We start from the raw sequence: 22,552 nt of genomic DNA, 5'->3' as shown, positions 1-22,552 counted from the left end.
CTCAGACAGGCAGCAGAAAGGCACACCCATGCGCGACGCGGCTCCGACAACCGTCCGCCTCCAGGACTACCGGCCGTTCGGCTTTCTCGTGGACAGCGTGCAGCTGACCTTCGACCTCGACCCCCAGGCCACCCGTGTCCGGGCGCGCATCGCCTTCCGCCCGAACCCGGCCACACCCGACCGCAGCTTCTTCCTGCACGGTGAGCATCTCCAGCTCATCAACGCGGCCATCGACGGCGAACCGGTCACGCCGAAGATCACCGACGAAGGCCTCACCTGCACCGTTCCCGACCGCCCCTTCACCTGGGAGGCTGAGGTGCAGATCGCCCCGGCCGCCAATACCGCCCTGGAAGGGCTCTACCTGTCGAACGGCATGTACTGCACCCAGTGCGAGGCCGAAGGCTTCCGCCGCATCACCTTCTACCCCGACCGGCCCGACGTGATGAGCACCTTTACCGTGCGCATCAATTCCAACCTGCCGGTGCTGCTGTCGAACGGCAATCCGGTGGCAAGCGGCAAGGGCTGGGCCGAATGGCACGACCCCTGGCCCAAGCCGTCCTACCTCTTCGCGCTGGTCGCCGGCGATCTGGTCGCCCACCGCGACCGCTTCACCACCCTGTCCGGGCGCAAGGTCGATCTGGCCATCTGGGTCCGCCCCGGCGACGAAGGCAAATGCGCCTTTGCCATGGACTCGCTGAAAAAGGCGATGAGATGGGACGAAGAGGTCTATGGCCGCGAATACGACCTCGACGTGTTCAACATCGTCGCGGTGGACGATTTCAACATGGGCGCGATGGAAAACAAAGGACTCAACATCTTCAACGCGTCGGCCGTGCTGGCCAGCCCGGAAACCGCGACGGACGCCAATTTCGAGCGGATCGAGGCGATCATCGCCCATGAATATTTCCACAACTGGACCGGCAATCGCATCACCTGCCGCGACTGGTTCCAGCTCAGCCTGAAAGAGGGGCTGACCGTCTTCCGCGATGCCCAGTTCACCGCCGACCAACGCAGCGCCGCGGTCAAGCGCATCCAGGACGTGATCGACCTGCGCGCCCGCCAGTTCCCCGAGGACGACGGCCCGCTGGCCCACCCGGTCCGCCCCGAAAGCTATCAGGAGATCAACAACTTCTACACCGCCACCGTCTATGAAAAGGGCGCCGAGGTGATCGGCATGCTCCGGCGCCTGGTGGGCGAGGAAAAATATGCCGAGGCCCTCGATCTCTACTTCGCCCGCCATGACGGGCAGGCCTGCACCATCGAGGACTGGCTCAGGGTGTTCGAGGACGTCACCGGGCGCGACCTGGGCCAGTTCAAGCGCTGGTACTCCCAGGCCGGCACCCCGCGGCTGCGGGTCGAGGAAAGCTGGCAGGAACAGGACGGCACCTATACGCTGACATTTTCCCAGCATACCAGGCCCACCGCCGCCACCCCGGACCCGCAGCCGCTGGTCATCCCCATCGCCGTGGGGCTTCTGAGCCCCAATGGCGACGAGGTGCGGCCCACGGAAATCCTGGAAATGACCGAGGCCAGGCAGAGCTTCCGCTTCTCCGGGCTGGCGGCACGGCCGGTGCCGTCGATCCTGCGCGGCTTCTCGGCCCCGGTGATCCTGGAACGCGACACCGACAAGGCCGAGCGCGCCTTCCTGCTGGCCCACGACACCGACCCGTTCAACCGCTGGGAGGCCGGCCGCGCGCTGGCGCAGGAGACGCTGATCGCCATGGCCACCCGCGGCGCGGCGCCGGATGCGGAATATCTCGACGCCATCCTGTCGGTGCTGCGCGACGACCGCCTCGACCCGGCCTTTTGCGCCCTGATGGTGAAACAGCCCACCCAGTCCGAACTTGCCGGCGCGCTGCATGATGCCGGCATCACCCCCGACCCGGACGCGCTGTGGCAAGCGGGCGAAGACCTGAAGACGGCGCTGGCCCGGCACGCCCGCGACCTGCTGCCCCTGCTGCACGCCGAGGCGCGGATCGACGCCCCCTACAGCCCCGACGCCGAGCAGGCCGGCAAACGGGCGCTGGGGGCGGCAGCGCTGGCACTCACCACGCGGCTGGACAAGGGCGAAATGGCGGCCGCGCAGTTTGCCCGGGCCGACAACATGACGCTTCAGCTTTCGGCGCTGGGCTGCCTGCTCTCGGCCGGCAGGGGCGAGGCCGAACTGGCCGCCTTCCGCGAACGCTGGCAGGACGACCGGCTGGTGATGGACAAGTGGTTCGCGCTGCAGCTTGCCCATGCCGCCCCGGACCGGGCAGTCGAAACCGCGCAACGCCTGAGCCGGCACCCGGATTTCAACTGGAGGAATCCCAACCGTTTCCGCGCGCTCTTCGGCGCGCTGGCCATGAACCATGCGGGCTTTCACCGGGCGGACGGGGCGGGCTATGCGCTGCTCGCCGACTGGCTGATCCGGCTCGACCCGGTCAACCCGCAGACGGCGGCGCGGATGTGCAGCGCCTTCCAGACCTGGCGGCGCTATGACGAGAACCGCCAGGCGATGATCCGCGCTCAGTTGGAACGGATCGCCCGGACGCCGAAGCTGAGCCGCGACATGTCCGAGATGGTCGGCCGCATGTTGCAGGGCTGACCCGTCAATGACCCGGCCAACGCATGATTCCGCCCCGGGCGGCGGCGCGGGATCGGACGCCCCGCCCCCCATCCTGACCTTTCTCCGCAGCGCGCGATCGCCGGGGGTGCTGCTCGTGCTCGCGGCGGTCTACGCGGCCCTGGGCGCGGCGCTCGTCATCCTGCGCGCGGCGCCCTGGATCATTGCGCTTTTCGCCCTGCCGACCCTGCCCGCCCTGTTCGGGGCGGCGACCGGCGCCACCGCCGGGCTGGTGGTCGCGCCGGACCGCATCGCATGGCACACCGGCCACAGGACCGGCGAAGCCCGCGTCGGACAGATCGATCACGTGCGGCTCGACCGCCGCTGGGACTTCTCTGCCCGGGCGACACTGGTGATGAACGATGGCAGCCGGCTTCGGCTCCCATCCGACTGCCTGCCGCGCTTCGCGGTGCTGGCGGACGCGCTGGAACGCGCCGGTGTGCGGGTCGAGCGCCACCATTTCGCCGTGTTCTGAACGGCACCCGCCCCTGCCACGGATTTATCCCGATTGCTGTCCCGAAACTCCGCAACCGCGCCACGATTGCGCCCCATTGCCCGGCCACTGTGCGAACAGCACCAATCGACAACCAGAGATACAAGCTGCCAGGAGCCGACATGCTCAATCGCACCCGCCGCGTTTTCACCGCCCTCCTGTCACCGAAACCGATCCGGCAGGCGCTTCGGGGGGATGGCGGAGGCGGAGGGTCGGACCGGGGCCGCCGCAAGCTTCTGCCGGGGCAACGGCCCGAGGAATTCCTTTCCATCCCCATCCGCGACATGAGCGAAGATGATGAAGCCTGCCGCGACGCCCAGAAGCGCGGGCAGTTTCTTGCCCGGCAGGACATGTGGGAAGAACTGGCCGAAGAAATCGCCGAGGCCGACGGGAACCGCGAGACCACCCCCGCCGGAATGCCGGTCGCCGATCTTCTGGCATGGGGGGCCCGGGCCGACGTGGTGCGGGCGGTCGAACATGCTCTTCTGGACGAGAGCAGCCCTCAGGGCGATGCACCGCTGGTCGAGGGCATTCGCGGGCTTGAGGCGGTGCGGGCCGAGATGCCGGACAACCCCTGGATCGCGCTGGTCGTGGCGCTTGCGCATATCGACATCGGCTGGGCCTGGCGCGGACCGACGCACGGCGACAGCGTGCCCGGGCGCAACCGCAAGCAGTTCGCCGCGCATTTCGACCGCGCCGCCGCACTGCTTGCGCCCCATCGCGATGTCGGGCTGAGCAGCCCGGCCATGGCCGCGGCGCGCTGTGCGGTGCTGGCCGGCCGGCGCGATCCGCGCGCGCGACTCGCCGATGATTACGAGAATCTCATCGACCTCGATCCCCACAACTACCGGCACATGCGCGCGCTGGGCAATCACATGCTGCCGCGCTGGTTCGGGTCGCACACGGAACTGGAAATCGAGGCCCGGCGCATTGCCGCCCGCACCCAGCACATCTGGGGCGCCGGCGGCTATGCCTGGGTCAATTTCGACGCCATCGCGATCGACGAGGGCGCCTGTGCCCGGGTCGACGTGGATTTCTTCCTCGACGGGCTGCGCGACATCATTGCCGCGCGCCCGGAACAGGCCATGGTCAACCTGCTGACCGCCTACTGTTCCGTCGCCATCCGCAAGGGAGAAGGCCGCGACCCGCAAGCCGACCTTCAGCGCGAGCGGATCTCGGCGGCCGCGTCGTGGCTGATCCGCGACCACCTGACCGAGCTGCACCCGATGATCTGGGCCCATGCGGCGGACGGGTTCGACAACAGCGCGCGCATCACCTCGCCCAGCCGGTTCGCGGCGCGCGGGCGGGCGGATGCGTTGCGCATCATCGCCGACCAGTTCCGCGACGACATCGAACGGGGGCACCTGGTCGTCTTCTCCGCCGACGGTCCCGAATTGCGCCGGGTCTAGGAAGGGGGCTCTGCCCCCTCCGGGCCTGCGGCCCGTTCACCCCCGGAGTATTTGGAGCAAGAGGAAGATTCTGAACGCTGGCGCGGAATGCGGGCAGGCGACGTGTGCGCCTCTTGCCCCCGCCACGCCCCTGCCCTAGAACGCGGCCGGACGAGATGCGGAGAAGAGGCGCCTGTCGATGCTGGACCTGACCCACGAATCCCCCAAGCCCAGGACCATTGCCGGAGCCCGGCATGACTGGGAACTGGTGATCGGCATGGAGGTGCATGCCCAGATCTCGTCCAGGGCCAAGCTGTTTTCCGGCGCCTCGACCGAATTCGGGGCCGAGCCGAATTCGAACGTCTCGTTCGTCGATGCGGCCATGCCGGGGATGCTGCCGGTGGTCAACGAGTTCTGCATCGAGCAGGCGGTGCGGACGGGGCTGGGGCTGAAGGCGAAGATCAATCTCGTCTCGGCCTTCGACCGCAAGAACTATTTCTATCCCGACCTTCCGCAGGGCTATCAGATCAGCCAGCTGTATCATCCGCTGGTGGGCGAGGGCGAGGTGCTGGTCGAGATGGGGCCGGGGGTTGCCCGGCGCGTGCGGATCGAGCGGATTCACGTGGAGCAGGATGCGGGCAAGTCGATCCATGACATGGATCCGCACATGTCCTTCGTGGACCTGAACCGCACCGGGGTGGCGCTGATGGAGATCGTCTCGCGCCCCGATATCCGCAGCCCGGAGGAGGCGGCGGCCTATGTGTCGAAGCTGCGTCAGATCATGCGTTACTTGGGCACCTGCGACGGCAACATGCAGAACGGCAATCTGCGCGCCGATGTGAACGTGTCGGTCTGCCGCCCCGGCGATTACGAAAAATATCGCGAGAGCGGCGATTTCAGTCATCTCGGCACCCGCTGCGAGATCAAGAACATGAACTCGCTGCGCTTCATCCAGCAGGCGATCGAGTACGAGGCGCGCCGGCAGATCCGGATTCTCGAATCCGGCGGCACGGTCGAGCAGGAGACCCGGCTTTACGACCCCGACAAGGGCGAAACGCGTTCCATGCGCTCCAAGGAAGAGGCGCATGATTACCGCTATTTCCCCGACCCCGACCTGCTGCCGCTGGAGATCGAGCAGGAATGGGTGGACGGGATTGCCGCCACGCTGCCGGAGCTGCCCGACGAAAAGAAGGCGCGGTTCATCACGGAATACGGGCTGACGGACTATGACGCGTCGGTGCTGACGGCGGATGTGGAATCGGCCGCCTATTTCGAGGAAGTGGCGAAGGGCCGCGACGGAAAGATGGCAGCCAACTGGGTCATCAACGAGCTTTTCGGCCGGCTGAAGAAGGAAGACCACGGCATCACCGAATCGCCGGTGTCGCCGCAGCAGCTGGGCGGAATCATCGACCTGATCCGCAAGGGCGACATTTCCGGCAAGATCGCCAAGGAGCTGTTCGAGATCGTCTATACGGAGGGCGGCGACCCGGCCCGGATCGTCGAAGAGCGCGGCATGAAGCAGGTGACCGACACCGGCGCCATCGAGGCGGCAGTGGACGAGATCATCGCCGCCAACCCCGCACAGGTGGAAAAGGCAAAATCGAACCCGAAGCTTGCCGGCTGGTTCGTGGGGCAGGTGATGAAGGCCACCGGCGGCAAGGCCAACCCCAGGGCGGTGAACGACATCGTCAGGGCGCGGCTGGGGCTGTGAGGCCCGACGCGATGGCGCCGCGCTTTGAATACAGGGTGGTTCCGGCCCCCGCGAAGGGGAAAAAGGCGAAGGGCGTGAAAACGCCGCAGGCCCGCTTCGCGCTGGGGGTCGAGGCGGTTCTGAACGAAATGGCCGCGGACGGGTGGGAATATCTGCGCGCCGAGCTTCTGCCCAGCGAAGAGCGCAGCGGGCTGACCGGCACGGTCACCCGCTGGCGCAACGTGCTGGTATTCCGTCGCCCCATGGTCGTGCCGGTGGTCACGCCCGTGGACGCTTCGGCACCGCCCGCCGTCGAGGAACCGCCGCTGACGGGGGGTGCCGAGCCCCCTTCGCTCTCTTCCGGGGCCGTCAGTGCCGAAGGAACCGGAGATGCCGCCCCCGAAAACGGCAATCCCGAAGACAAGCCCGATATCCCCGGGCCGCGCGGCGACGGCTGAGGCCGCTCAGACCCCGATATCCAGCGACAGCGCGTGGATCCGGCCCACCAGATCGGGGCCCAGCGCCTCGTGGACCGCGCGGTGCCGGGCGATCCGCGACTGCCCCTCGAAGGCCGCGGCCCGGATCTTCACGTTGAAATGGCTCTCGCCTCCCTCGCGGTATCCCGCATGCCCGCGGTGGCGTTCGCTGTCGTCCACCACTTCCAGCAGGGTCGGCCGGAACGCATGCTCCAGCCGGTTTCTGATCTCGTCCGTCACGCTCATGCCTGATCCTCTCCGGGAAAAAAATTCCCGCCCCCTCTTCTATCTGTCGCCGCACAGACTAAACTGCTGCCTCCGAGTCGAAAAGATGTGCCTTGCAGGAGTTCCGTCATGCCCAGACCCGACCCCTTCGGCTTTGATATTTCCGTCTCTGCGGCGAAAAAGAAAAACCCCCGCGGACGACGCGGCATGTCGGGCGCGTCGGAAACCTCGACCCGGATCTGCGATCACGAAGGCTGTGACGAACCGGGCAAGTTCCGCGCCCCCAAGGCCCCGGACGTCCTGGACGACTATTACTGGTTCTGCCAGAAACACGTGCGCGAATACAATCAGAAGTGGAACTTCTTCGAAGGCACGACCGAGGCCGAGATCAACGCCCAGCAATCGCGCGACAAGGTGTGGGAACGCAAGACCCGGCCGATGAGCGACCCCGAGGCGCGGGCCTGGGCGCGGCTGGGCATCGAGGATCCGCACCAGGTTCTGGGCCCCAACGCCACCCGCAACCCCGGCCGCGCGGCGGGGGGCGGGCGGCGCCTGCCGCCGACCGAACGGCGCGCCATCGAGATTCTCGACGCCAAGGACACCTGGACCAAGGCCGAGGTACGCGCCGCCTACAAGAAGCTGATCAAGGTTCTGCACCCCGACATGAACGGCGGCGACCGCAGCCAGGAAGAGCAACTGCAACAGGTTGTCTGGGCCTGGGACCAGATCAAGGACAGCCGCTATTTCAAATAGGGCGCCGCCCCCGAAAACGGGGCAGGATGCGACTTCACTTCGTCCCTCCCGGCCCCCATATCAAGGCCAAGGGCCGGCATCGAGGCCGGCACGACAGCGCATGGCAGCCCTGCCGCGGATGCGCCCGCTCGCAACGTTCCGGCCCGATCGGCGGCCGGGCGCGGGTGAGTCTCTTGCCCTTGCCCGAGATATGTTGCACCACGGGCCGGGCAGCATGTGCCCGAAGGAAAAGGACGAATACCGATGGCCGACGGCGTGATCGACATCAACGCGAAACCCACCGAAGAGATCTCGGTCCGCGAGACTTTCGGGATCGACAGCGACATGAACGTCAAGGCGTTTGCCGAACGCAATGAACGCGTGCCCGAAATCGACCCCACCTACAAGTTCGATCGCGACACGACGCTGGCGATTCTCGCCGGCTTCACCCACAACCGCCGGGTGATGATCCAGGGCTATCACGGCACCGGCAAGTCCACCCATATCGAGCAGGTGGCCGCGCGGCTCAACTGGCCCTGCGTACGGGTCAACCTCGACAGCCACATCTCGCGCATCGACCTGATCGGCAAGGACGCCATCAAGCTGCGCGACGGCAAGCAGGTGACCGAGTTCCACGAGGGCATCCTGCCCTGGGCGCTGCGCAACCCCACCGCCATCGTGTTCGACGAATACGACGCCGGCCGGGCCGACGTGATGTTCGTGATCCAGCGGGTGCTGGAGCATGACGGCAAGCTGACGCTTCTGGACCAGAACGAGATCATCACCCCCCACCCCTATTTCCGCCTCTTCGCCACCGCCAACACGGTGGGGCTGGGGGATACGACGGGGCTCTATCACGGGGTGCAACAGATCAACCAGGCGCAGATGGACCGCTGGTCGCTGGTGGCGACGCTGAACTATCTCAGCCACGATGCCGAATGCGCGATCGTACTCAGCAAAGTGCCGCACTACAACACCGAAAAGGGCCGCCGCACGGTCAGCCAGATGGTGACGGTGGCGGATCTGACCCGCACCGCGTTCATGAACGGCGAACTCTCCACCGTGATGAGCCCGCGCACGGTGATCACCTGGGCGCAGAACGCCGACATCTTCCGCGACATCGGCTATGCTTTCCGCGTCACCTTCCTCAACAAGTGCGACGAACTCGAACGCCAGACCGTGGCCGAGTTCTACCAGCGCTGCTTTGACCAAGAACTGCCGGAAAGTGCGGCCAGCGTGAGCTTGGGGTGAACGGACACAACGCCACCTCCGCCGGCCGGACAGCCCCATACCGGCACTTTTTCTGGCTTCAAATATCCCCGCCGGAGGCAGGCGGGCGCCAGCCCGCCTCCCCGTCCCTGACGCCCCCGGCCCGCGACCGCGGCCCCGCTAATGCCCGACCTCGAGGCGACGGTTTCCCGACCCTTGCCATTTTTCGCGCCATGCCCGACAACATCGTGAGCAGACCTGCCAGCGCGGGATGAGTTTCAAGCCCGCAAGGACCGAACCCGCATGAAGAGATCCGATAACCCCGCCGATCCGTTCAAGAAGGCCCTGGCCGAGGCCGCCCGGGTGATGGCGGACGACCCGGAACTGACGGTGAACTACTCCATCGACCCCTCCGGGCTTTCGGGGGACACGATGCGCCTGCCGCAGGTCAGCCGCCGCATGGGCCGCGACGAGGTGATGCTGGCGCGCGGCACGGCGGATACCCTGGCCCTGCGTCACCGCTATCACGACGAGGCGGTGCATCTGCGCTACGCGCCCAGCGGCGACATGGCGCGGGATCTTTACGAGGCGATGGAAAATGCCCGCTGCGAGGCCGTGGGGGCACGCCACATGCCGGGAACCGCGACCAATATCGATGCCAGGATCGGTCACGAGGCACGGCAAAAGGGCTTCGACCGGATCAAGGATCCGGCCGAGGCGCCGCTGGCCGCCGCCGCCGGCTATCTGATCCGCCATCTCGCCACCGGGCGCGACCTGCCGCCCGGCGCCGACAACGTGATGGAGCTGTGGCGCGCCCACATCGAACGGCACGCCGGCGAAGCGCTCGCCGATCTGGACAAGGTGCTTGAAGATCAGGCGGCCTTTGCCCGGCTGGCACGCCAGGTGATAGCCGATCTGGGCTATGGCGACCAGCTGGGCGAGGATCCCGACACCGAAGACGACGATCGCGACGAAGAGGCCCAGCAGGACGAGGATCAGTCGGAACCGGATTCTTCGGGCAGCGAGGACCAGGACGACAGCGAGGCCGAGATCGACCCCGACGCCGAGCCCCAGGACCAGCCCGATCAGATGCAGGTGACGGCCGACGAGATGTCCGACGAAGAGATGGGCGACGAGGCTGACATGCCCGAGGCGGATGCGCCGCTGGAGCCCCCTCCCCCGCCGCCGGCTTCCGAGGCCGATCCCGAATATCGGGTGTTCCTGTCGGACCATGACGAGGAGGTGGCAGCCGAGGACCTGGCCGAGCCGGTCGAGCTGGAGCGCCTGCGCGCCTATCTGGACCAGCAGCTGGAGCCGCTCAAGGGTGCGGTGGGGCGGCTGGCCAACAAGCTGCAGCGCCGCCTTCAGGCGCAGCAGAGCCGCAGCTGGGAATTCGACCGCGACGAGGGGATCCTCGATGCCGGGCGGCTGGCGCGGGTGGTGGCCAACCCGACCACGCCGCTGAGCTTCAAGGTCGAGAAGGACACCGACTTCCGCGACACGGTGGTGACTCTGCTGCTGGACAATTCGGGCTCGATGCGGGGGCGGCCGATCTCGATCGCCGCGATCTGTGCCGATGTTCTGGCGCGCACGCTGGAGCGCTGCGACGTGAAGGTGGAGATCCTCGGCTTTACCACCCGGGCGTGGAAGGGCGGGCAGGCGCGCGAGGCGTGGCTGAATTCGGGCCGGCCGCAGCAGCCGGGGCGTCTGAACGATCTGCGTCACATCATCTACAAGAGCGCCGATGCCCCCTGGCGGCGCACCCGTGACAATCTGGGTCTGATGATGAAGGAGGGGCTGCTGAAGGAGAACATCGACGGCGAGGCGCTGGAATGGGCGCATCGGCGGATGCTGGCGCGGCCCGAGGCGCGCAAGATCCTGATGGTGATTTCCGATGGCGCTCCGGTCGATGACAGCACGCTGAGCGTGAACCCGGCGGATTATCTGGAACGGCATCTGCGCAAGGTGATCGACATGGTCGAGCGGCGCAAGGCGGTGGAGTTGCTGGCCATCGGCATCGGCCATGACGTGACTCGCTATTACGAGCGTGCCGTGACCATCACCGATGCCGAGCAGCTGGCCGGCGCCATGACCGAGCAGCTGGCGGCGCTGTTCGATTCCGATCCGCGGGCGCGGGCGCGGGTGATGGGGATCAGGAAGGCGAGTTGACGCTCGCCTGCCTCCGGCGGGGATATTTGGAGCCAGAAAAAGGACCGGCATGTTCCAGACGTTCGAGGTAACGGCCCGTCCCGAACAGGGGCCGCCGCGGCTGGCGGCGCTGAGGGCCGAAATGGTGCGCGAGGGGCTGGACGGCTTCCTGGTGCCGCGGGCGGATGCACATCAGGGGGAATATGTCGCCCCCCGCGACGAACGTCTTGCCTGGTTGACGGGGTTTACCGGCTCGGCCGGGTTTTGCGCGGTACTGGCGCAGGTGGCCGGGATTTTCGTGGACGGGCGCTATCGGACCCAGGTCAAGGCGCAGGTGGCCGAGGTTTTCTCCCCGCTGCCCTCGCCCGAGGTGAAGTTGTCCGACTGGCTGGCGCGGCACCTGCCCGAGGGCGGGCGGGTCGGATTCGATCCGTGGCTGCATGCCACCGGGCAGATCGAGACGCTGAGGGCCGAACTTTCCGGATCGGGGGTCGAACTGGTGGCGAGCGCGAATCTGATCGACCGGATCTGGGAGGATCAGCCGCCAGCGCCGATGGCACCGGTGCGGCTGCATCCGCTGGAATTCGCTGGCGAGAGCTCCGGGGACAAGCGCGCACGTCTGGCCGAGGATCTGCGGGCGGAAGGGCAGCGGGCAGCGGTCATCACCTTGCCGGATTCGATCATGTGGCTGCTCAACATTCGCGGCGGCGACATTCCCCGCATTCCGGTAGCGCATGGTTTCGCCGTTCTCCATGATGACGCCCGGGTGGATCTGTTCATGGCCGCGGCCAAGCTCGAAGGCATCCGGTCGGGGCTGGGCGAGGGCGTGACGGTTCGCGACCCCGGCGGGTTCGAGACCTTCCTGCGCGGGCTTTCCGGGCCGGTGCGGCTTGACCGTGCAAGCGCGCCGCAGGCGGTGGCCGACGCGCTGGGGGATCGGGCGGTGGAGGGGCAGGATCCCTGCCTGCTGCCCAAGGCGCGGAAGAACCCGGTCGAAATCGCGGGCAGCGCGGCGGCGCATCTGCGCGACGGCGCGGCGATGGTGGAGTTTCTCAGCTGGCTCGATGCGCAACCAGCAGGAACCCTGACCGAGATCGAGGTGGTCAAGCGGCTTGAATCCTGCCGGCGGCGCGACCGGCGACTGATGGATATCAGTTTCGAGACCATCGCCGGCACCGGCCCGCATGGGGCGATCATCCATTACCGGGTGACCGAGGAAACCGATGCGGTGCTGGAGGACGGTCAGCTTCTGGTTCTGGACAGTGGCGGGCAGTATCTGGACGGCACCACCGACGTCACGCGCACCATTGCCATCGGCACCCCCGGCGAGGAAGAGCGCCGCGCCTTCACCCGCGTGCTTCAGGGCATGATTGCCATGTCGCGGCTGCGTTGGCCAAGGGGGCTGGCCGGGCGGCATATCGAGGCCCTGGGCCGGGTGCCGCTGTGGCTGGCCGGGCAGGATTTCGACCATGGTCTTGGCCACGGCGTGGGTTCGTATCTGAGCGTGCATGAGGGGCCACAGCGGCTCAGCCGTCTTGGCGACGTCCCGCTGGAGCCGGGCATGATCCTGTCCAACGAACCGGGATATTACCGCGAAGGCGCCTTCGGCATCCGGATCGAGAATCTACTGGTCGTGCAACCCGCGCCCCCTTTGCCCGGCGGCGACGAGGGGCGCGAGATGCTGTGCTGGCGCACGCTGACCTTCGTGCCGATCGACCGGCGGCTGGTGGTGACCGAGATGCTGACGCGCGCCGAACGCGATTGGCTCGATGCCTATCACGCCGAGGTTGCCGAGCGGATCGGGCCGCACGTGAACGCGCAGGCCCGGCTGTGGCTGAACGCCGCGACCGCGCCGCTTTGACATTGCAGCAGCTTGGCGCGAGTCTGCCCCTCACCGTGCGAACGCCGGGGCGGGCCCGGGCCGTGGGCGAAACAAGGCGGGCTGACGCTCGCCTGCCTCCGGCGGGAGTCTTTCCGGCAAGAGGGAGCGGCGAGGAATCGCCAAGGGGAGGAGAACGAATGGCGGGCGAGATCAGTATCCGCAGGCTTGACGGGGTATGGACGGTGCGAACGGGGGGCGCGGTTCTGGCAGAGACCCGCAACGCACTGGAACTGCGGGAAGGGGACATGCCCCCGGTCGTCTATTTCCCGCGCGAGGACGTGGCGATGGCGATGCTGGACCGGAGCCGGAAGGTCACCCGTTGTCCGCACAAGGGCGATGCCAGCTATTTCACGATCGTCAATCGCTCGGGCCGGCTGGAAGACGCGGCCTGGAGCTACGAGGCGCCGCTGGAAGCGGTCGCGGCGATCAGGGGGCATCTTGCCTTCGATACCGGCGATGCGGTGACGGTGGAACGCTTCTGAGCCACCGGAGCGGGACGGCCGGGGCCCGGGTCAGCTGGCGATGTTGACGGTGCCACTGAGCTGTGCGCGCAGGGCATGGCGCACATCGTGGTCATCCACCGGAAGCCGCATCAGCAGGGTTCCGTCGACGTCGAAGATCTCGACCACGCGGTCGCTGAAACGGGCGCAGCCCAGCGTGTCGTAGCTGCGGCGCAGCACCGCTTGCGGGCGGCCGCGCTTGTCCTTGCGCAGCACGCGCACCTCGTTGCGAATGGGATCGAAATAGGCATCGGGCCGGTTGTCCACATGGTGGATCATCAGCATGGCCAGCCCGCACAGAAGGAAGGTCACGGACAGGCCGAGCTTGATCAGCAGGATGTCGGGGCCGACCTCGCCGCCCGGCACCACCCACATCATCCCGGCCCCGAGCACCAGCGCGGTACCGGCAATCCTGAACAGCGTCGCAACCAGCGGCCAGCTTGGCGCGAAGGAAATCAGGAGCGGCATCGCCTCCTGGAACCGCGGTGCCGGATCGGCCATTACCCGCGCATGGCTGGCGGCCATTTTCATCGTCGCGGCCATCTGCTTCATCCTGTCCCAATATCGTCGTTTTCCGGTCCGACGCCGGATTGTTTCCAGTTCAACATCGCAAAACGTCAGGAATTGGGCACGGGTTGGGAATTTGCCTGGCAAGGCACCGAATCCGGGCCGCGGGGCTTGTCCGCGCGGGCAGAGCGTGTATATGGGGCCATCCTTTCGCAAACGACATGAACCGCGCATCCCTCGTGGTGGGGCCGCGGAAGGACATCGCCCCGCCTTTGAAATGCGCCCGGACAGAAGAACAGGAGTGCACATGCCGCTGTACGAGCATGTAATGATCGCGCGCCAGGATCTTTCCAGCGCGCAGGCCGAAGGGCTCATCGAACATTTCAGCGCCATTCTTGCCGACAATGGCGGCAAGGTCGTGGACAGCGAATACTGGGGCCTCAAGACGATGGCCTACAAGATCAACAAGAACCGCAAGGGCCATTATGCCTTCATGAAGACCGACGCGCCGGCGACGGCGGTGCAGGAGATGGAACGCCTCATGCGCCTGCACGAGGACGTGATGCGGGTCCTGACCGTCAAGGTCGATGCCCACGAAGAGGGCCCGTCGGTCCAGATGCAGAAGCGCGACGAACGCGACGGCCGTCGCGACCGCCGCTGAACGCCAGCCTGAAGGAAAGGATGTAAACCATGGCCGCAAGACCGTTTTTCCGCCGCCGCAAGGTCTGCCCCTTCTCGGGCGACAACGCGCCGAAGATCGACTACAAGGACACCCGCCTGCTGCAGCGCTACATTTCCGAGCGCGGCAAGATCGTGCCCTCGCGCATCACCGCCGTATCGGCCAAGAAGCAGCGTGAACTGGCCCGCGCCATCAAGCGTGCCCGCTTCCTCGCCCTGCTGCCCTATGTCGTGAAGTAAGGAGTGGGTCAGATGCAAGTCATCCTTCTTGAACGCGTGGCCAAGCTGGGCCAGATGGGCGACGTCGTGGACGTCAAGCCCGGCTATGCCCGCAACTACCTGCTGCCCCAGGGCAAGGCGCTGTTCGCGTCCGAGGCCAATATCCGCCGCTTCGAAGAGCAAAAGGCGCAGCTGGAGGCGCGCAACCTCGAAACCCGCAAGGAGGCCGAGGCGCTGGCCGAGAAACTCGACGGTCAGCAGTTCGTCGTGATTCGTTCGGCCTCGGATACCGGCGCGCTTTACGGTTCGGTTTCGTCGCGCGACGCGGCCGAAGTGGCCACTGCCGAGGGCTTCTCGATCGACCGCAAGCAGGTGGTGCTTTCGGGGCCGATCAAGGAGCTGGGCCTGCACACCATTTCGGTGGTTCTGCACCCGGAGGTTTCGGTGGAAATCACCCTGAACGTCGCGCGTTCGGCGGAAGAGGCCGAACTTCAGGCCTCGGGCAAGTCGATCCAGGAACTGGCCGCCGAGGAAGAAGCCCAGGCAGAATTCGAAATCTCCGAACTGTTCGACGACATCGGGTCGGCCGCTTCGGACGAAGGCGAAGCACCGACCGAAGTCGCCGAAGATGCCGGCGAAAAGGAAACCGACGCCTGACCCTGAGTCACCGGTTGAAAGAATCGAAGCCGCGCGAGACTTCGCGCGGCTTTTTCGTGTTCGGGAGGTATCACTCGGCATGATCCGGCCCATGAGCCCGACAACCTCCCGGTGACGGTTATCGAATCAATTCACCATATGGTAAATTCTGCCCTGCAAATTGAGCCGGTCAGGTGCTATGACTGGAAAACTTTCACAGTACGGGGCCACCTTTCCGCTTGTGCGCAGGAACATTGATTGATCGATCGGGTACGACATGAATGACGTGGATATTTTCGTAGGAGCCCGGATACGTGCTCAGCGGATTGCCCTGGGGATGAGCCAGACCGAACTGGGCGACATGATCGGCGTGCGCTTCCAGCAGGTGCAGAAATACGAATCCGGCATCAACCGGGTCAGCGCCTCGCGCCTGTGGACCATCGCCGATGCCCTGGGGGTGGACATCAGCTATTTCTTCGACGGGATCGACAATCCGCCGGCCGAACGGATCGAGGCCGGGGAGGACTCGAATTTTCTTTCGGATCCGCGGGCGATCGAAACCGCCCGGCTGTTCCATTCCCTCCCCGAGAACCAGAAAGACGCGGTTCTCGGATTCCTTCGGAGCTTGACGCCGGGGCGCAAAGGCGAAAACCTGTCCGGACAGGAGGGAACGGACTAGCCTGCGGGCGGGGGAAAGGGGGCCCTGGATGAAACTGATCGATCTGGCCACGCGGAAGGACATCGCCGACAATGCGACTGCCTTCCTCGAAGACCTGTGCGATCGACTGGGCTTCGACTATGCCTCGTACGCGACGGTGAACCCGGTGACCGGCGACGTGCAGGGCTATGCCACCTATTCCGACGAATGGAAGCAGCACTACGGTCGCAAGGGGTTTCACCATTTCGACCCGACCCTGTACCAGGCCGCGAAAAGCATCGCGCCGGTGGACTGGGCGCGCTTTGCGCAGAACGAGAAGTTCCAGATCATCTTTCGGGATGCTGCCGATTTCGGCATCACCGACCGCGGCATGACGGTTCCGATCCGCGGCCCCTACGGGGATTGCGGCCTGCTGAACGTGACTCGCGACTGCAACGAGGGCGAATGGAAGCAACTGGCCGCACGTGTCATGGGCGACCTTCAGGTTTCGGCCGTCAATCTTCACGATACCATCATGCGCTCGGGCACGCTGTCGGCGACCCTGTTCCATCCGAACCTGTCCACCCGCGAACTGGAAATCCTGAAATGGGCCGCCGACGGCAAATCGCAGCATGACATCGGCGATATCCTGTCCATTTCGCACCGCACGGTCGAGGTTCACCTGCGCTCGGCCCGGGACAAGCTGGGCGCACTCACTACGACGCAGGCGGTCGGTCGGGCCGTCGGGCTGGGACTGATCCTGCCCGGCTGACCCAGCGGCACTTCCACCCACGCGGGTATCAAATAATCCATACGGGAATCCCCTAATAGTACGCTGGTTAATGATCGGTAACGATCACGATGCGTAATCAACTGGTAAGGGGGATACCATGATCATCGCGATCGACGGAATGAACAAAGGGCAATTCGGCGGCATCCTCGCCGACATGCACCGGCTGCGCGCGCGCGTTTTCCAGGACCGGCTCGGCTGGGAAGTCGAGGTGAGGGACGGCATGGAGATCGACAGCTTCGACGCGCTGGACCCGACCCATATCGTCAGCCTCGACGACCACGGCCGGGTAGTGGGCTGCATGCGCCTGCTTCAGACGACCGGGCCGCACATGCTGGCCGATGTCTTCTGCGCCATCCTGGACGGAGAACCGCCCCTGCGCAGCGCCCAGCTGTGGGAGGCGACGCGCTTTTGCGTGGATACCGAGCGGCTGGTGCGGGGCAAGTCGCGCAATTCCATTTCCTACGTCACCAGCGAAGTGATGATCGGCGCCTTCGAATACGCCCGGCGCGCGGGCGTTCTGGATGCGATCGCGGTGATCGACCCGGTGATGAACCGGGTGCTGATCCGGTCCGGCAACGCGCCGGTCGGTCAAGTGGGAACTCCGAAACCAATGGGAAAGGTCAAGGCCATGGCAGTATTGATGGATTGCTCGGAAGAACGCATCGCGGCGATCCGCGCCCATGCGGGAATCGAACACGACGTGTTTCTGAGCGACGACGAGGCGCTGGCGCTCTACCGGAGGTCGGAGAGCGAATCCGCAACCGCGGGCCGGGGCGAGCTTTTCGGCTATTTCGCCGAACAGCTGCAAAGCGCCGAAACCGCCGAAGAGCGCCATGCGGTAATTCGCCTGATCGAGGCGGTGCCCATAGCCGGGGCGGACCGCAAGGCCCTGCAGGCCATGGCCGCCACGCCCGCCGCAACCGGCGGCTGAGGATACACGGATACCGGGTTACCCCCGGCAGCAGTCACCCCTGCGGGTGGCCTGCCCGAAGGGATCGCGGCGCACTCCCCCCGCGGTCCCTTTGCCTTGCCGCCGCTCAGACCCCGACCCTGGGGCCGAGGCAGGTCATCTCCTCGCCCAGTTCCTCGGCCTCGTAAAGCTCGGTCGCCTGCGCGTCGTTCTCGAAGCGGGCGATCAGCCGGCCGGCTTCGAGTTCGAAACTCCAGCACTGGGGATCGGGGCGATCCTCGTAGATGAAGCAGATCAGGCCATCCTCGGCTTCGTACCAGAAACCCTTCCGGCACGCGCCATCGAGAAACGACCAGATCACCCGCCGCCCGTCCAGATAGCGTTCGGCTCCGTAGGGCGTTCCCTGGTAGCCGTAGAACAGCGTCTTGCCGCGGGTATAGGCATCGAATTCCTCGGCCGACATGGGCTGCCCTGCCACGGCGGGGCCGGCAAGGGCGAGAAGGAGAATCACGAAAGACGCGCGCATGGGGCGATTGTCGCAGATCGAAGGCCCCGAGAGCAACCTGCCTCGCCATGCGCGGCCTTCGACGAATTTCCTCTCCTGCCGGTTCGTTCGGTCTTGGCGGATGCGGGCGAAGCCGGCAGATTGCGCACATGACCGCCACACTCTTTCTCGCCGCGCTCTGCGCCGCCGCCTACCTGGTTCTGACAACCCGTCCCCCGGGGCTGCTGCGCTCGCTGGTCAAGACGGCCTCGGTCGCGCTTCTGGCGCTGGCCGCCGGGCTTGCCGGCGGACCGACGCTCCTCGTGCTGGCGCTGGCGCTGTGCGCCGTGGGTGACTGGCTGCTCTCGCGCGAAACCGAAACCGCCTTCGTCGCCGGCGTGGGCGCGTTTGCACTGGGGCATCTGGGCTATGTCGCGCTGTTCCTGACCCGGGCCGAGGCCGATCCGGCGCTGCTCGGCCAACCGCCGCGCCTTGCGATCCTTGTCGCCCTGGCGCTGTTCGGCGGCGGGGTGACCGCGCGGCTTGCCCCGCGCGCCGGCGATCTGCGCGGCCCGGTGCTGGCCTATGTCCCGGTTATCATCGCCATGGGAATTGCCGCGCTCACCCTGCCATTCGAGGGGCGGCTTGCGCTTGTGCTGCCGGCCGCGCTGTCCTTCATCCTGTCCGACCTGGTACTGGCGGCCGAGAAATTCCTGCTGCCCCCAGGGCACCCCGCCCTGCGGATCACGTCGCATGTGATCTGGCTGTTCTACTGGGGCGCACAGGCCGGATTTCTCATCGCCTTCACCTGATCCCTTTGCAACCGCGCCCGTTCGGGATTAGGTGAAGGGAAATCCACGCGGGAGTGCTGCAATGGCGTTTTTCTCGAAACTCAAGGAGCGGCTGTTCAAGTCCTCCTCCCGGATCGAAAAGGGCCTCGACGCCATTGTCGAGGAAGGCGGAACCGTCGAGAACGATCCCGAACCGGCGATCCCCGAACCCGAACCGCAACCTGGCCCGCCGCAACCCGAGGAACCGGCACCGACCCCGGAGCCGACCCCCGTCCCGCCGCCGGAAGAGCCGGTCACCGTGCCTGCGCCCGAGCCGGCCCCCACCGATCCGCAGCCCGGCCCCGCCCCGGTCGAGGTTCCCCTCCCGCCGCCGGAAACCCCGCCCGAAGCGCAGGCCGGTTCCGGTCTGCTTGGCCGGCTGCTGCGCCGGCGCGAAACCGGACCGGTCCTGCGGCGCAGGCTGGACGACGACATGCTGGAACAGCTCGAAGAGCTGCTGATCGCCTCGGACATGGGCGTGGACACCGCCATGCGCGTCACCGCCAACCTGGCCGAAGGGCGCCTCGGGCGGAAACTTTCCGTCGCCGAGATCAAGGAGCTCCTGGCTGCGGAAATTGCCCGCATCATGGAGCCGGTCGCCCGCCCCCTGCCGCTTTATCCGAAAAAGCCCCAGGTGGTGCTGGTGGTGGGGGTGAACGGGTCGGGCAAGACCACCACCATCGGCAAGCTGGCCAGCCAGCTCAAGGCTGCCGGCAAGAAGGTGGTGATCGCGGCCGGCGATACCTTTCGCGCCGCCGCCGTCGAGCAGCTTCAGGTCTGGGGCGAGCGCGCCGGCGTGCCGGTGCTCACCGCCCCCGAAGGCGCGGACCCGGCAAGCCTTGCCTTTGACGCCATGACGAAGGCGCAGGAAGAGGGGGCCGACCTGCTGATGATCGACACCGCCGGGCGGTTGCAGAACCGCGCCGACCTGATGGAAGAGCTGGCCAAGATCGTCCGCGTGATCCGCAAGAAGGACGAAACCGCCCCGCACAACACGATCCTGGTGCTGGATGCCACGACGGGGCAGAACGCGCTCAATCAGGTCGAGGTGTTCAGGAAGATCTCGGATGTCTCGGGGCTGGTGATGACCAAGCTCGACGGGACTGCCAAGGGCGGCGTTCTGGTGGCGCTGGCCGACCGCTTCGGCCTGCCCATCCATGCCATCGGCGTGGGCGAGAAGATCGACGATCTTGCCCCTTTCGATCCGCAGGAATTTGCCGCCGCACTGGTGGGGATCGATCGGTGACAAGGGCCGAAGCCGCCCGCCCGGGCCGTCGGTGCCTGTCAAAAACCCCTCTCAGGGGTGCCCCGAGCCGTCTCCGGCTCTCTCCGCGGTGCCTCTGCCCTGCGGGCACCGACGCAGGCGGCGGCGCTCCATCCATGCGTCCACCATCCGCAACAGCAGCAGAACCACGAGAGTCATCGCGGTGACGAGAACGGCCAGCGACAACCGGCCTGCGCCGCTGGCCATGCCGATCCCGCCCACCATCCACAGGCTGGCCCCGGTGGTCAGCCCGTGCACGGACCCGCCCGAATGGATGATTGCCCCGGCGGCCAGGAAGGCCATGCCGGCAGTGACCGCCTGGATCACCCGGATCGGATCCGAGCGGATCACTTCGGCATTGCCGGCCCCGGCGGCGGCCACCGCGTCGAAGGCCACCAGGGTGAACAGGCAGGCCGCCAGCGCGACCAGGATATGGGTTCTCAGGCCGGCGGGCTTGGCATGGATCTCGCGCTCGATCCCGACAAGGCCGGCAAGAAGGCCGGCCACCAGCAGGCGCAGCCCGGCAACCGCCAGCGGCAGGTCGGTTTCGGGCGGGGTGAATTGGGCAACGATGGCGTCCCACATGACGGCGCCTCCTCCTGATACATCAAGGGGTCGCGCCCGGGCGCGGAACTGTCAAGGGAAACGGCCGGGATGAGCGCGTGGCTGATCGGGCTCGAAGGGACCGAGGCCGGCCATCAGCTTGCACTGGGCCTGGCGGTGATGGCGGCCTTTCTGCACGCGGTCTTCGGCGCGCTTCAGAAGGGGCGGCACGATCCCTGGCTCAGCCGCGGCGCGATCGACGCGGCCTACGGGCTGATGGCGGCGCCATTCGCGTTGTTCGTCGTGCCATGGCCCGAACCACACATGTGGCCGATCTTCGCCGGCGCCTTCGTGATCCACGGGGCCTACAAGCTGCTTCAGGCCACCGCCTATTCCCGCGGCGCCTACACGGTGGTCTATCCGGTGGTGCGGGGAACGGGCCCGTTCTTCGCCGTGATCGGGGCGTGGATCGTGTTCGGGGAAACCTTCACCCCCGGCCAGTGGATCGGCGTCGCGGTTCTGCTGAGCGGAATTTTCGGGCTTGCCGGCTACAATCTTGCCTATCTCACGGCCGAACGCGACACCTTGCGTTCGGCGCTGGCGCTGGCGGTGCTTACCGGCATGTTCGTGGCGCTCTACACCACCTATGACGCCTATGGCATCCGGGCCACGGCCGATCCGTTCACCTTTCTGGCGTGGTTCTTCATGATCGACGGGCTGATCATGCCGCCCATCGCGTTCCTGCGCTGGCGCAGCCTGATCACGCGTCCCGCCGCAGGCCCGCTGATCCTGCGCGGCATCATCGGCGGGCTGGTGGCCTTCGCCAGCTTCGGCGCAATCATGCTGGCCACGCGGCTGGACAAGGTGGGACAGGCCGCCGTGCTGCGCGAAACCTCCACCGTGTTTGCGGCGCTGATCGGCTGGCTGGTGCTGCGCGAAACCGTCGGCCCCCGCCGGGTCGCCCTGATCGCCCTGATTGCGGCCGGTGCGGTTCTGGTTGAGATGGGCGGCTGAAGCGACTACATGGCAGGAATCATGGCAGAGCAGAAACAGATCAACCCGATCCTCAAGCAGGTGCTGGAGCTGGGGCCCCCGCTTGCATTCTTCGCGATCTACATGGCGATCCGCGACAACAGCTATACCTTCGGCGGCACGGAATATTCCGGCTTCATCGTCTCGACCGTGGCCTTCGTGCCGATCATGCTGGGGGCGATGGGGGTGCTGTGGTGGCTGACGGGGCATGTCAGCCGCCTGCAGATCTTCACCGCCTTCATGGTGATCTTCTTCGGCGGGCTCACCGCGTGGTTCAACGATGAACGCTTCTTCAAGATGAAGACCTCGATCGTCTACGGCACCTTCGCCGGGATCCTCGGCGCCGGGCTGGTGCAGGGCAAATCCTACCTGGCCTGGGTCATGGCCGAGATGCTGCCCATGCGCGATGCCGGCTGGATGATCCTGACAAAGCGCCTGACGCTGGGCTTTGCGGCGCTGGCGGTGGCCAATGAATTCGTCTGGCGCACCATGTCCACCGATCTGTGGGTCAAGATCGAAACCTTCGGCTTTCCCGCGGCCCTGTTCGCCTTCCTGTGGTGGCAGGTGCTGGCCCTGCAGCAATACATGATCGACGACTCCGACGGGGACAGCTGAGCAAGACCTGCAAGCAACGGGGCAACGCAACGGGGCCGCCCGCCCACGGCGCACGG

General features: G+C 66.4%; 24 protein-coding genes. 20 read left to right on the top strand and 4 right to left on the bottom strand.

The genetic code is table 11. The features are described from left to right. Positions 1-28: 28 nt before the first annotated feature. From pepN to ACZ5CM_RS04420, 5 genes are all read left to right on the top strand, one after another. Positions 29-2,587, top strand: coding sequence for an aminopeptidase N (gene pepN / locus ACZ5CM_RS04440; RefSeq protein WP_464641517.1), 2,559 nt, complete (start codon positions 29-31; stop codon positions 2,585-2,587). Positions 2,588-2,594: 7 nt separating this feature from the next. Then, positions 2,595-3,080 (top strand): hypothetical protein, encoded by a 486-nt coding sequence (locus ACZ5CM_RS04435; RefSeq protein ID WP_464641516.1) that lies wholly within the window; start codon positions 2,595-2,597, stop codon positions 3,078-3,080. 140 nt (positions 3,081-3,220) lie between these two features. Beyond that, the gene (locus ACZ5CM_RS04430) at positions 3,221-4,507 is read left to right on the top strand and encodes a hypothetical protein (protein WP_464641515.1); all 1,287 of its coding nucleotides are present in this window, start codon (positions 3,221-3,223) and stop codon (positions 4,505-4,507) included. A 178-nt stretch (positions 4,508-4,685) separates the two neighbouring features. Beyond that, complete coding sequence (gatB, locus tag ACZ5CM_RS04425) at positions 4,686-6,197, top strand: Asp-tRNA(Asn)/Glu-tRNA(Gln) amidotransferase subunit GatB (RefSeq protein WP_464641514.1); 1,512 nt, start codon at positions 4,686-4,688, stop codon at positions 6,195-6,197. Between the two features lie 74 nt (positions 6,198-6,271). Beyond that, complete coding sequence (locus ACZ5CM_RS04420; protein ID WP_464641513.1) at positions 6,272-6,634, top strand: DUF4177 domain-containing protein; 363 nt, start codon at positions 6,272-6,274, stop codon at positions 6,632-6,634. 6 nt (positions 6,635-6,640) lie between these two features. Here ACZ5CM_RS04420 and ACZ5CM_RS04415 read toward each other — a convergent pair whose 3' ends face one another. Next, positions 6,641-6,898, bottom strand: a complete 258-nt coding sequence (locus ACZ5CM_RS04415; RefSeq protein WP_464641512.1) for a BolA family protein — start codon at positions 6,896-6,898, stop codon at positions 6,641-6,643. 108 nt (positions 6,899-7,006) lie between these two features. Between ACZ5CM_RS04415 and ACZ5CM_RS04410 the strand changes: the two genes are divergently transcribed. The 5 genes from ACZ5CM_RS04410 to ACZ5CM_RS04390 all read left to right on the top strand — a co-directional run bounded on the left by ACZ5CM_RS04410 (position 7,007) and on the right by ACZ5CM_RS04390 (position 13,330). Next, a complete protein-coding gene (locus ACZ5CM_RS04410) occupies positions 7,007-7,630 on the top strand; it encodes a J domain-containing protein (RefSeq protein WP_464641511.1) in 624 nt (207 codons plus the stop codon). A 243-nt stretch (positions 7,631-7,873) separates the two neighbouring features. Then, positions 7,874-8,860, top strand: a complete 987-nt coding sequence (cobS, locus tag ACZ5CM_RS04405; RefSeq protein ID WP_464641510.1) for a cobaltochelatase subunit CobS — start codon at positions 7,874-7,876, stop codon at positions 8,858-8,860. Positions 8,861-9,121: 261 nt separating this feature from the next. After that, a complete protein-coding gene (gene cobT / locus ACZ5CM_RS04400) occupies positions 9,122-10,987 on the top strand; it encodes a cobaltochelatase subunit CobT (RefSeq protein ID WP_464641509.1) in 1,866 nt (621 codons plus the stop codon). A 49-nt stretch (positions 10,988-11,036) separates the two neighbouring features. Next, entirely contained in the window at positions 11,037-12,827 is a 1,791-nt protein-coding gene (locus tag ACZ5CM_RS04395) for an aminopeptidase P family protein (RefSeq protein WP_464641508.1), read from the top strand. 158 nt (positions 12,828-12,985) lie between these two features. Then, positions 12,986-13,330, top strand: coding sequence for a DUF427 domain-containing protein (locus ACZ5CM_RS04390; protein ID WP_464641507.1), 345 nt, complete (start codon positions 12,986-12,988; stop codon positions 13,328-13,330). Positions 13,331-13,360: 30 nt separating this feature from the next. Here ACZ5CM_RS04390 and ACZ5CM_RS04385 read toward each other — a convergent pair whose 3' ends face one another. Then, positions 13,361-13,891 (bottom strand): hypothetical protein, encoded by a 531-nt coding sequence (locus ACZ5CM_RS04385; protein ID WP_464641506.1) that lies wholly within the window; start codon positions 13,889-13,891, stop codon positions 13,361-13,363. A 271-nt stretch (positions 13,892-14,162) separates the two neighbouring features. Between ACZ5CM_RS04385 and rpsF the strand changes: the two genes are divergently transcribed. The 6 genes from rpsF (at position 14,163) to ACZ5CM_RS04355 (ending at position 17,749) form a co-directional block, all read left to right on the top strand. Then, on the top strand, positions 14,163-14,516 hold the full coding sequence (rpsF, locus tag ACZ5CM_RS04380; RefSeq protein WP_464641505.1) for a 30S ribosomal protein S6: 354 nt from the start codon (positions 14,163-14,165) through the stop codon (positions 14,514-14,516). A gap of 29 nt (positions 14,517-14,545) precedes the next feature. Beyond that, positions 14,546-14,773, top strand: coding sequence for a 30S ribosomal protein S18 (gene rpsR, locus ACZ5CM_RS04375; RefSeq protein WP_464641504.1), 228 nt, complete (start codon positions 14,546-14,548; stop codon positions 14,771-14,773). Positions 14,774-14,785: 12 nt separating this feature from the next. Continuing rightward, positions 14,786-15,409: a 50S ribosomal protein L9 gene (gene rplI / locus ACZ5CM_RS04370; protein WP_464641503.1), complete on the top strand. Its 624-nt coding sequence runs from the start codon at positions 14,786-14,788 to the stop codon at positions 15,407-15,409. Between the two features lie 256 nt (positions 15,410-15,665). Further along, complete coding sequence (locus ACZ5CM_RS04365; protein ID WP_464641502.1) at positions 15,666-16,067, top strand: helix-turn-helix domain-containing protein; 402 nt, start codon at positions 15,666-15,668, stop codon at positions 16,065-16,067. A gap of 28 nt (positions 16,068-16,095) precedes the next feature. Beyond that, positions 16,096-16,797 (top strand): LuxR family transcriptional regulator, encoded by a 702-nt coding sequence (locus ACZ5CM_RS04360; RefSeq protein ID WP_464641501.1) that lies wholly within the window; start codon positions 16,096-16,098, stop codon positions 16,795-16,797. A gap of 118 nt (positions 16,798-16,915) precedes the next feature. Continuing rightward, positions 16,916-17,749, top strand: a complete 834-nt coding sequence (locus ACZ5CM_RS04355) for an acyl-homoserine-lactone synthase (protein ID WP_464641500.1) — start codon at positions 16,916-16,918, stop codon at positions 17,747-17,749. Between the two features lie 106 nt (positions 17,750-17,855). Here the strand turns inward: ACZ5CM_RS04355 and ACZ5CM_RS04350 are convergent, their stop codons facing one another. Next, positions 17,856-18,254 carry a hypothetical protein gene (locus tag ACZ5CM_RS04350; RefSeq protein WP_464641499.1) on the bottom strand — a complete coding sequence of 133 codons (399 nt, stop codon included), beginning with the start codon at positions 18,252-18,254 and terminating at the stop codon, positions 17,856-17,858. Between the two features lie 128 nt (positions 18,255-18,382). Between ACZ5CM_RS04350 and ACZ5CM_RS04345 the strand changes: the two genes are divergently transcribed. Further along, positions 18,383-19,024, top strand: a complete 642-nt coding sequence (locus tag ACZ5CM_RS04345) for a lysoplasmalogenase family protein (RefSeq protein WP_464641498.1) — start codon at positions 18,383-18,385, stop codon at positions 19,022-19,024. Positions 19,025-19,085: 61 nt separating this feature from the next. Continuing rightward, the gene (gene ftsY, locus ACZ5CM_RS04340) at positions 19,086-20,288 is read left to right on the top strand and encodes a signal recognition particle-docking protein FtsY (RefSeq protein WP_464641497.1); all 1,203 of its coding nucleotides are present in this window, start codon (positions 19,086-19,088) and stop codon (positions 20,286-20,288) included. Positions 20,289-20,339: 51 nt separating this feature from the next. Here ftsY and ACZ5CM_RS04335 read toward each other — a convergent pair whose 3' ends face one another. Continuing rightward, on the bottom strand, positions 20,340-20,891 hold the full coding sequence (locus ACZ5CM_RS04335) for an MgtC/SapB family protein (RefSeq protein ID WP_464641496.1): 552 nt from the start codon (positions 20,889-20,891) through the stop codon (positions 20,340-20,342). Positions 20,892-20,960: 69 nt separating this feature from the next. On the opposite strand from ACZ5CM_RS04335, the gene ACZ5CM_RS04330 reads away from it, so the two are divergent. Next, positions 20,961-21,863, top strand: a complete 903-nt coding sequence (locus tag ACZ5CM_RS04330) for an EamA family transporter (protein ID WP_464641495.1) — start codon at positions 20,961-20,963, stop codon at positions 21,861-21,863. 21 nt (positions 21,864-21,884) lie between these two features. Further along, complete coding sequence (locus ACZ5CM_RS04325; protein ID WP_464641494.1) at positions 21,885-22,496, top strand: inner membrane-spanning protein YciB; 612 nt, start codon at positions 21,885-21,887, stop codon at positions 22,494-22,496. The last annotated feature ends 56 nt before the right edge of the window (positions 22,497-22,552 follow it).

The organism is Piezobacter thermophilus (assembly GCF_055386745.1).
This window is presented reverse-complemented; position numbering and strand designations above follow the sequence as displayed.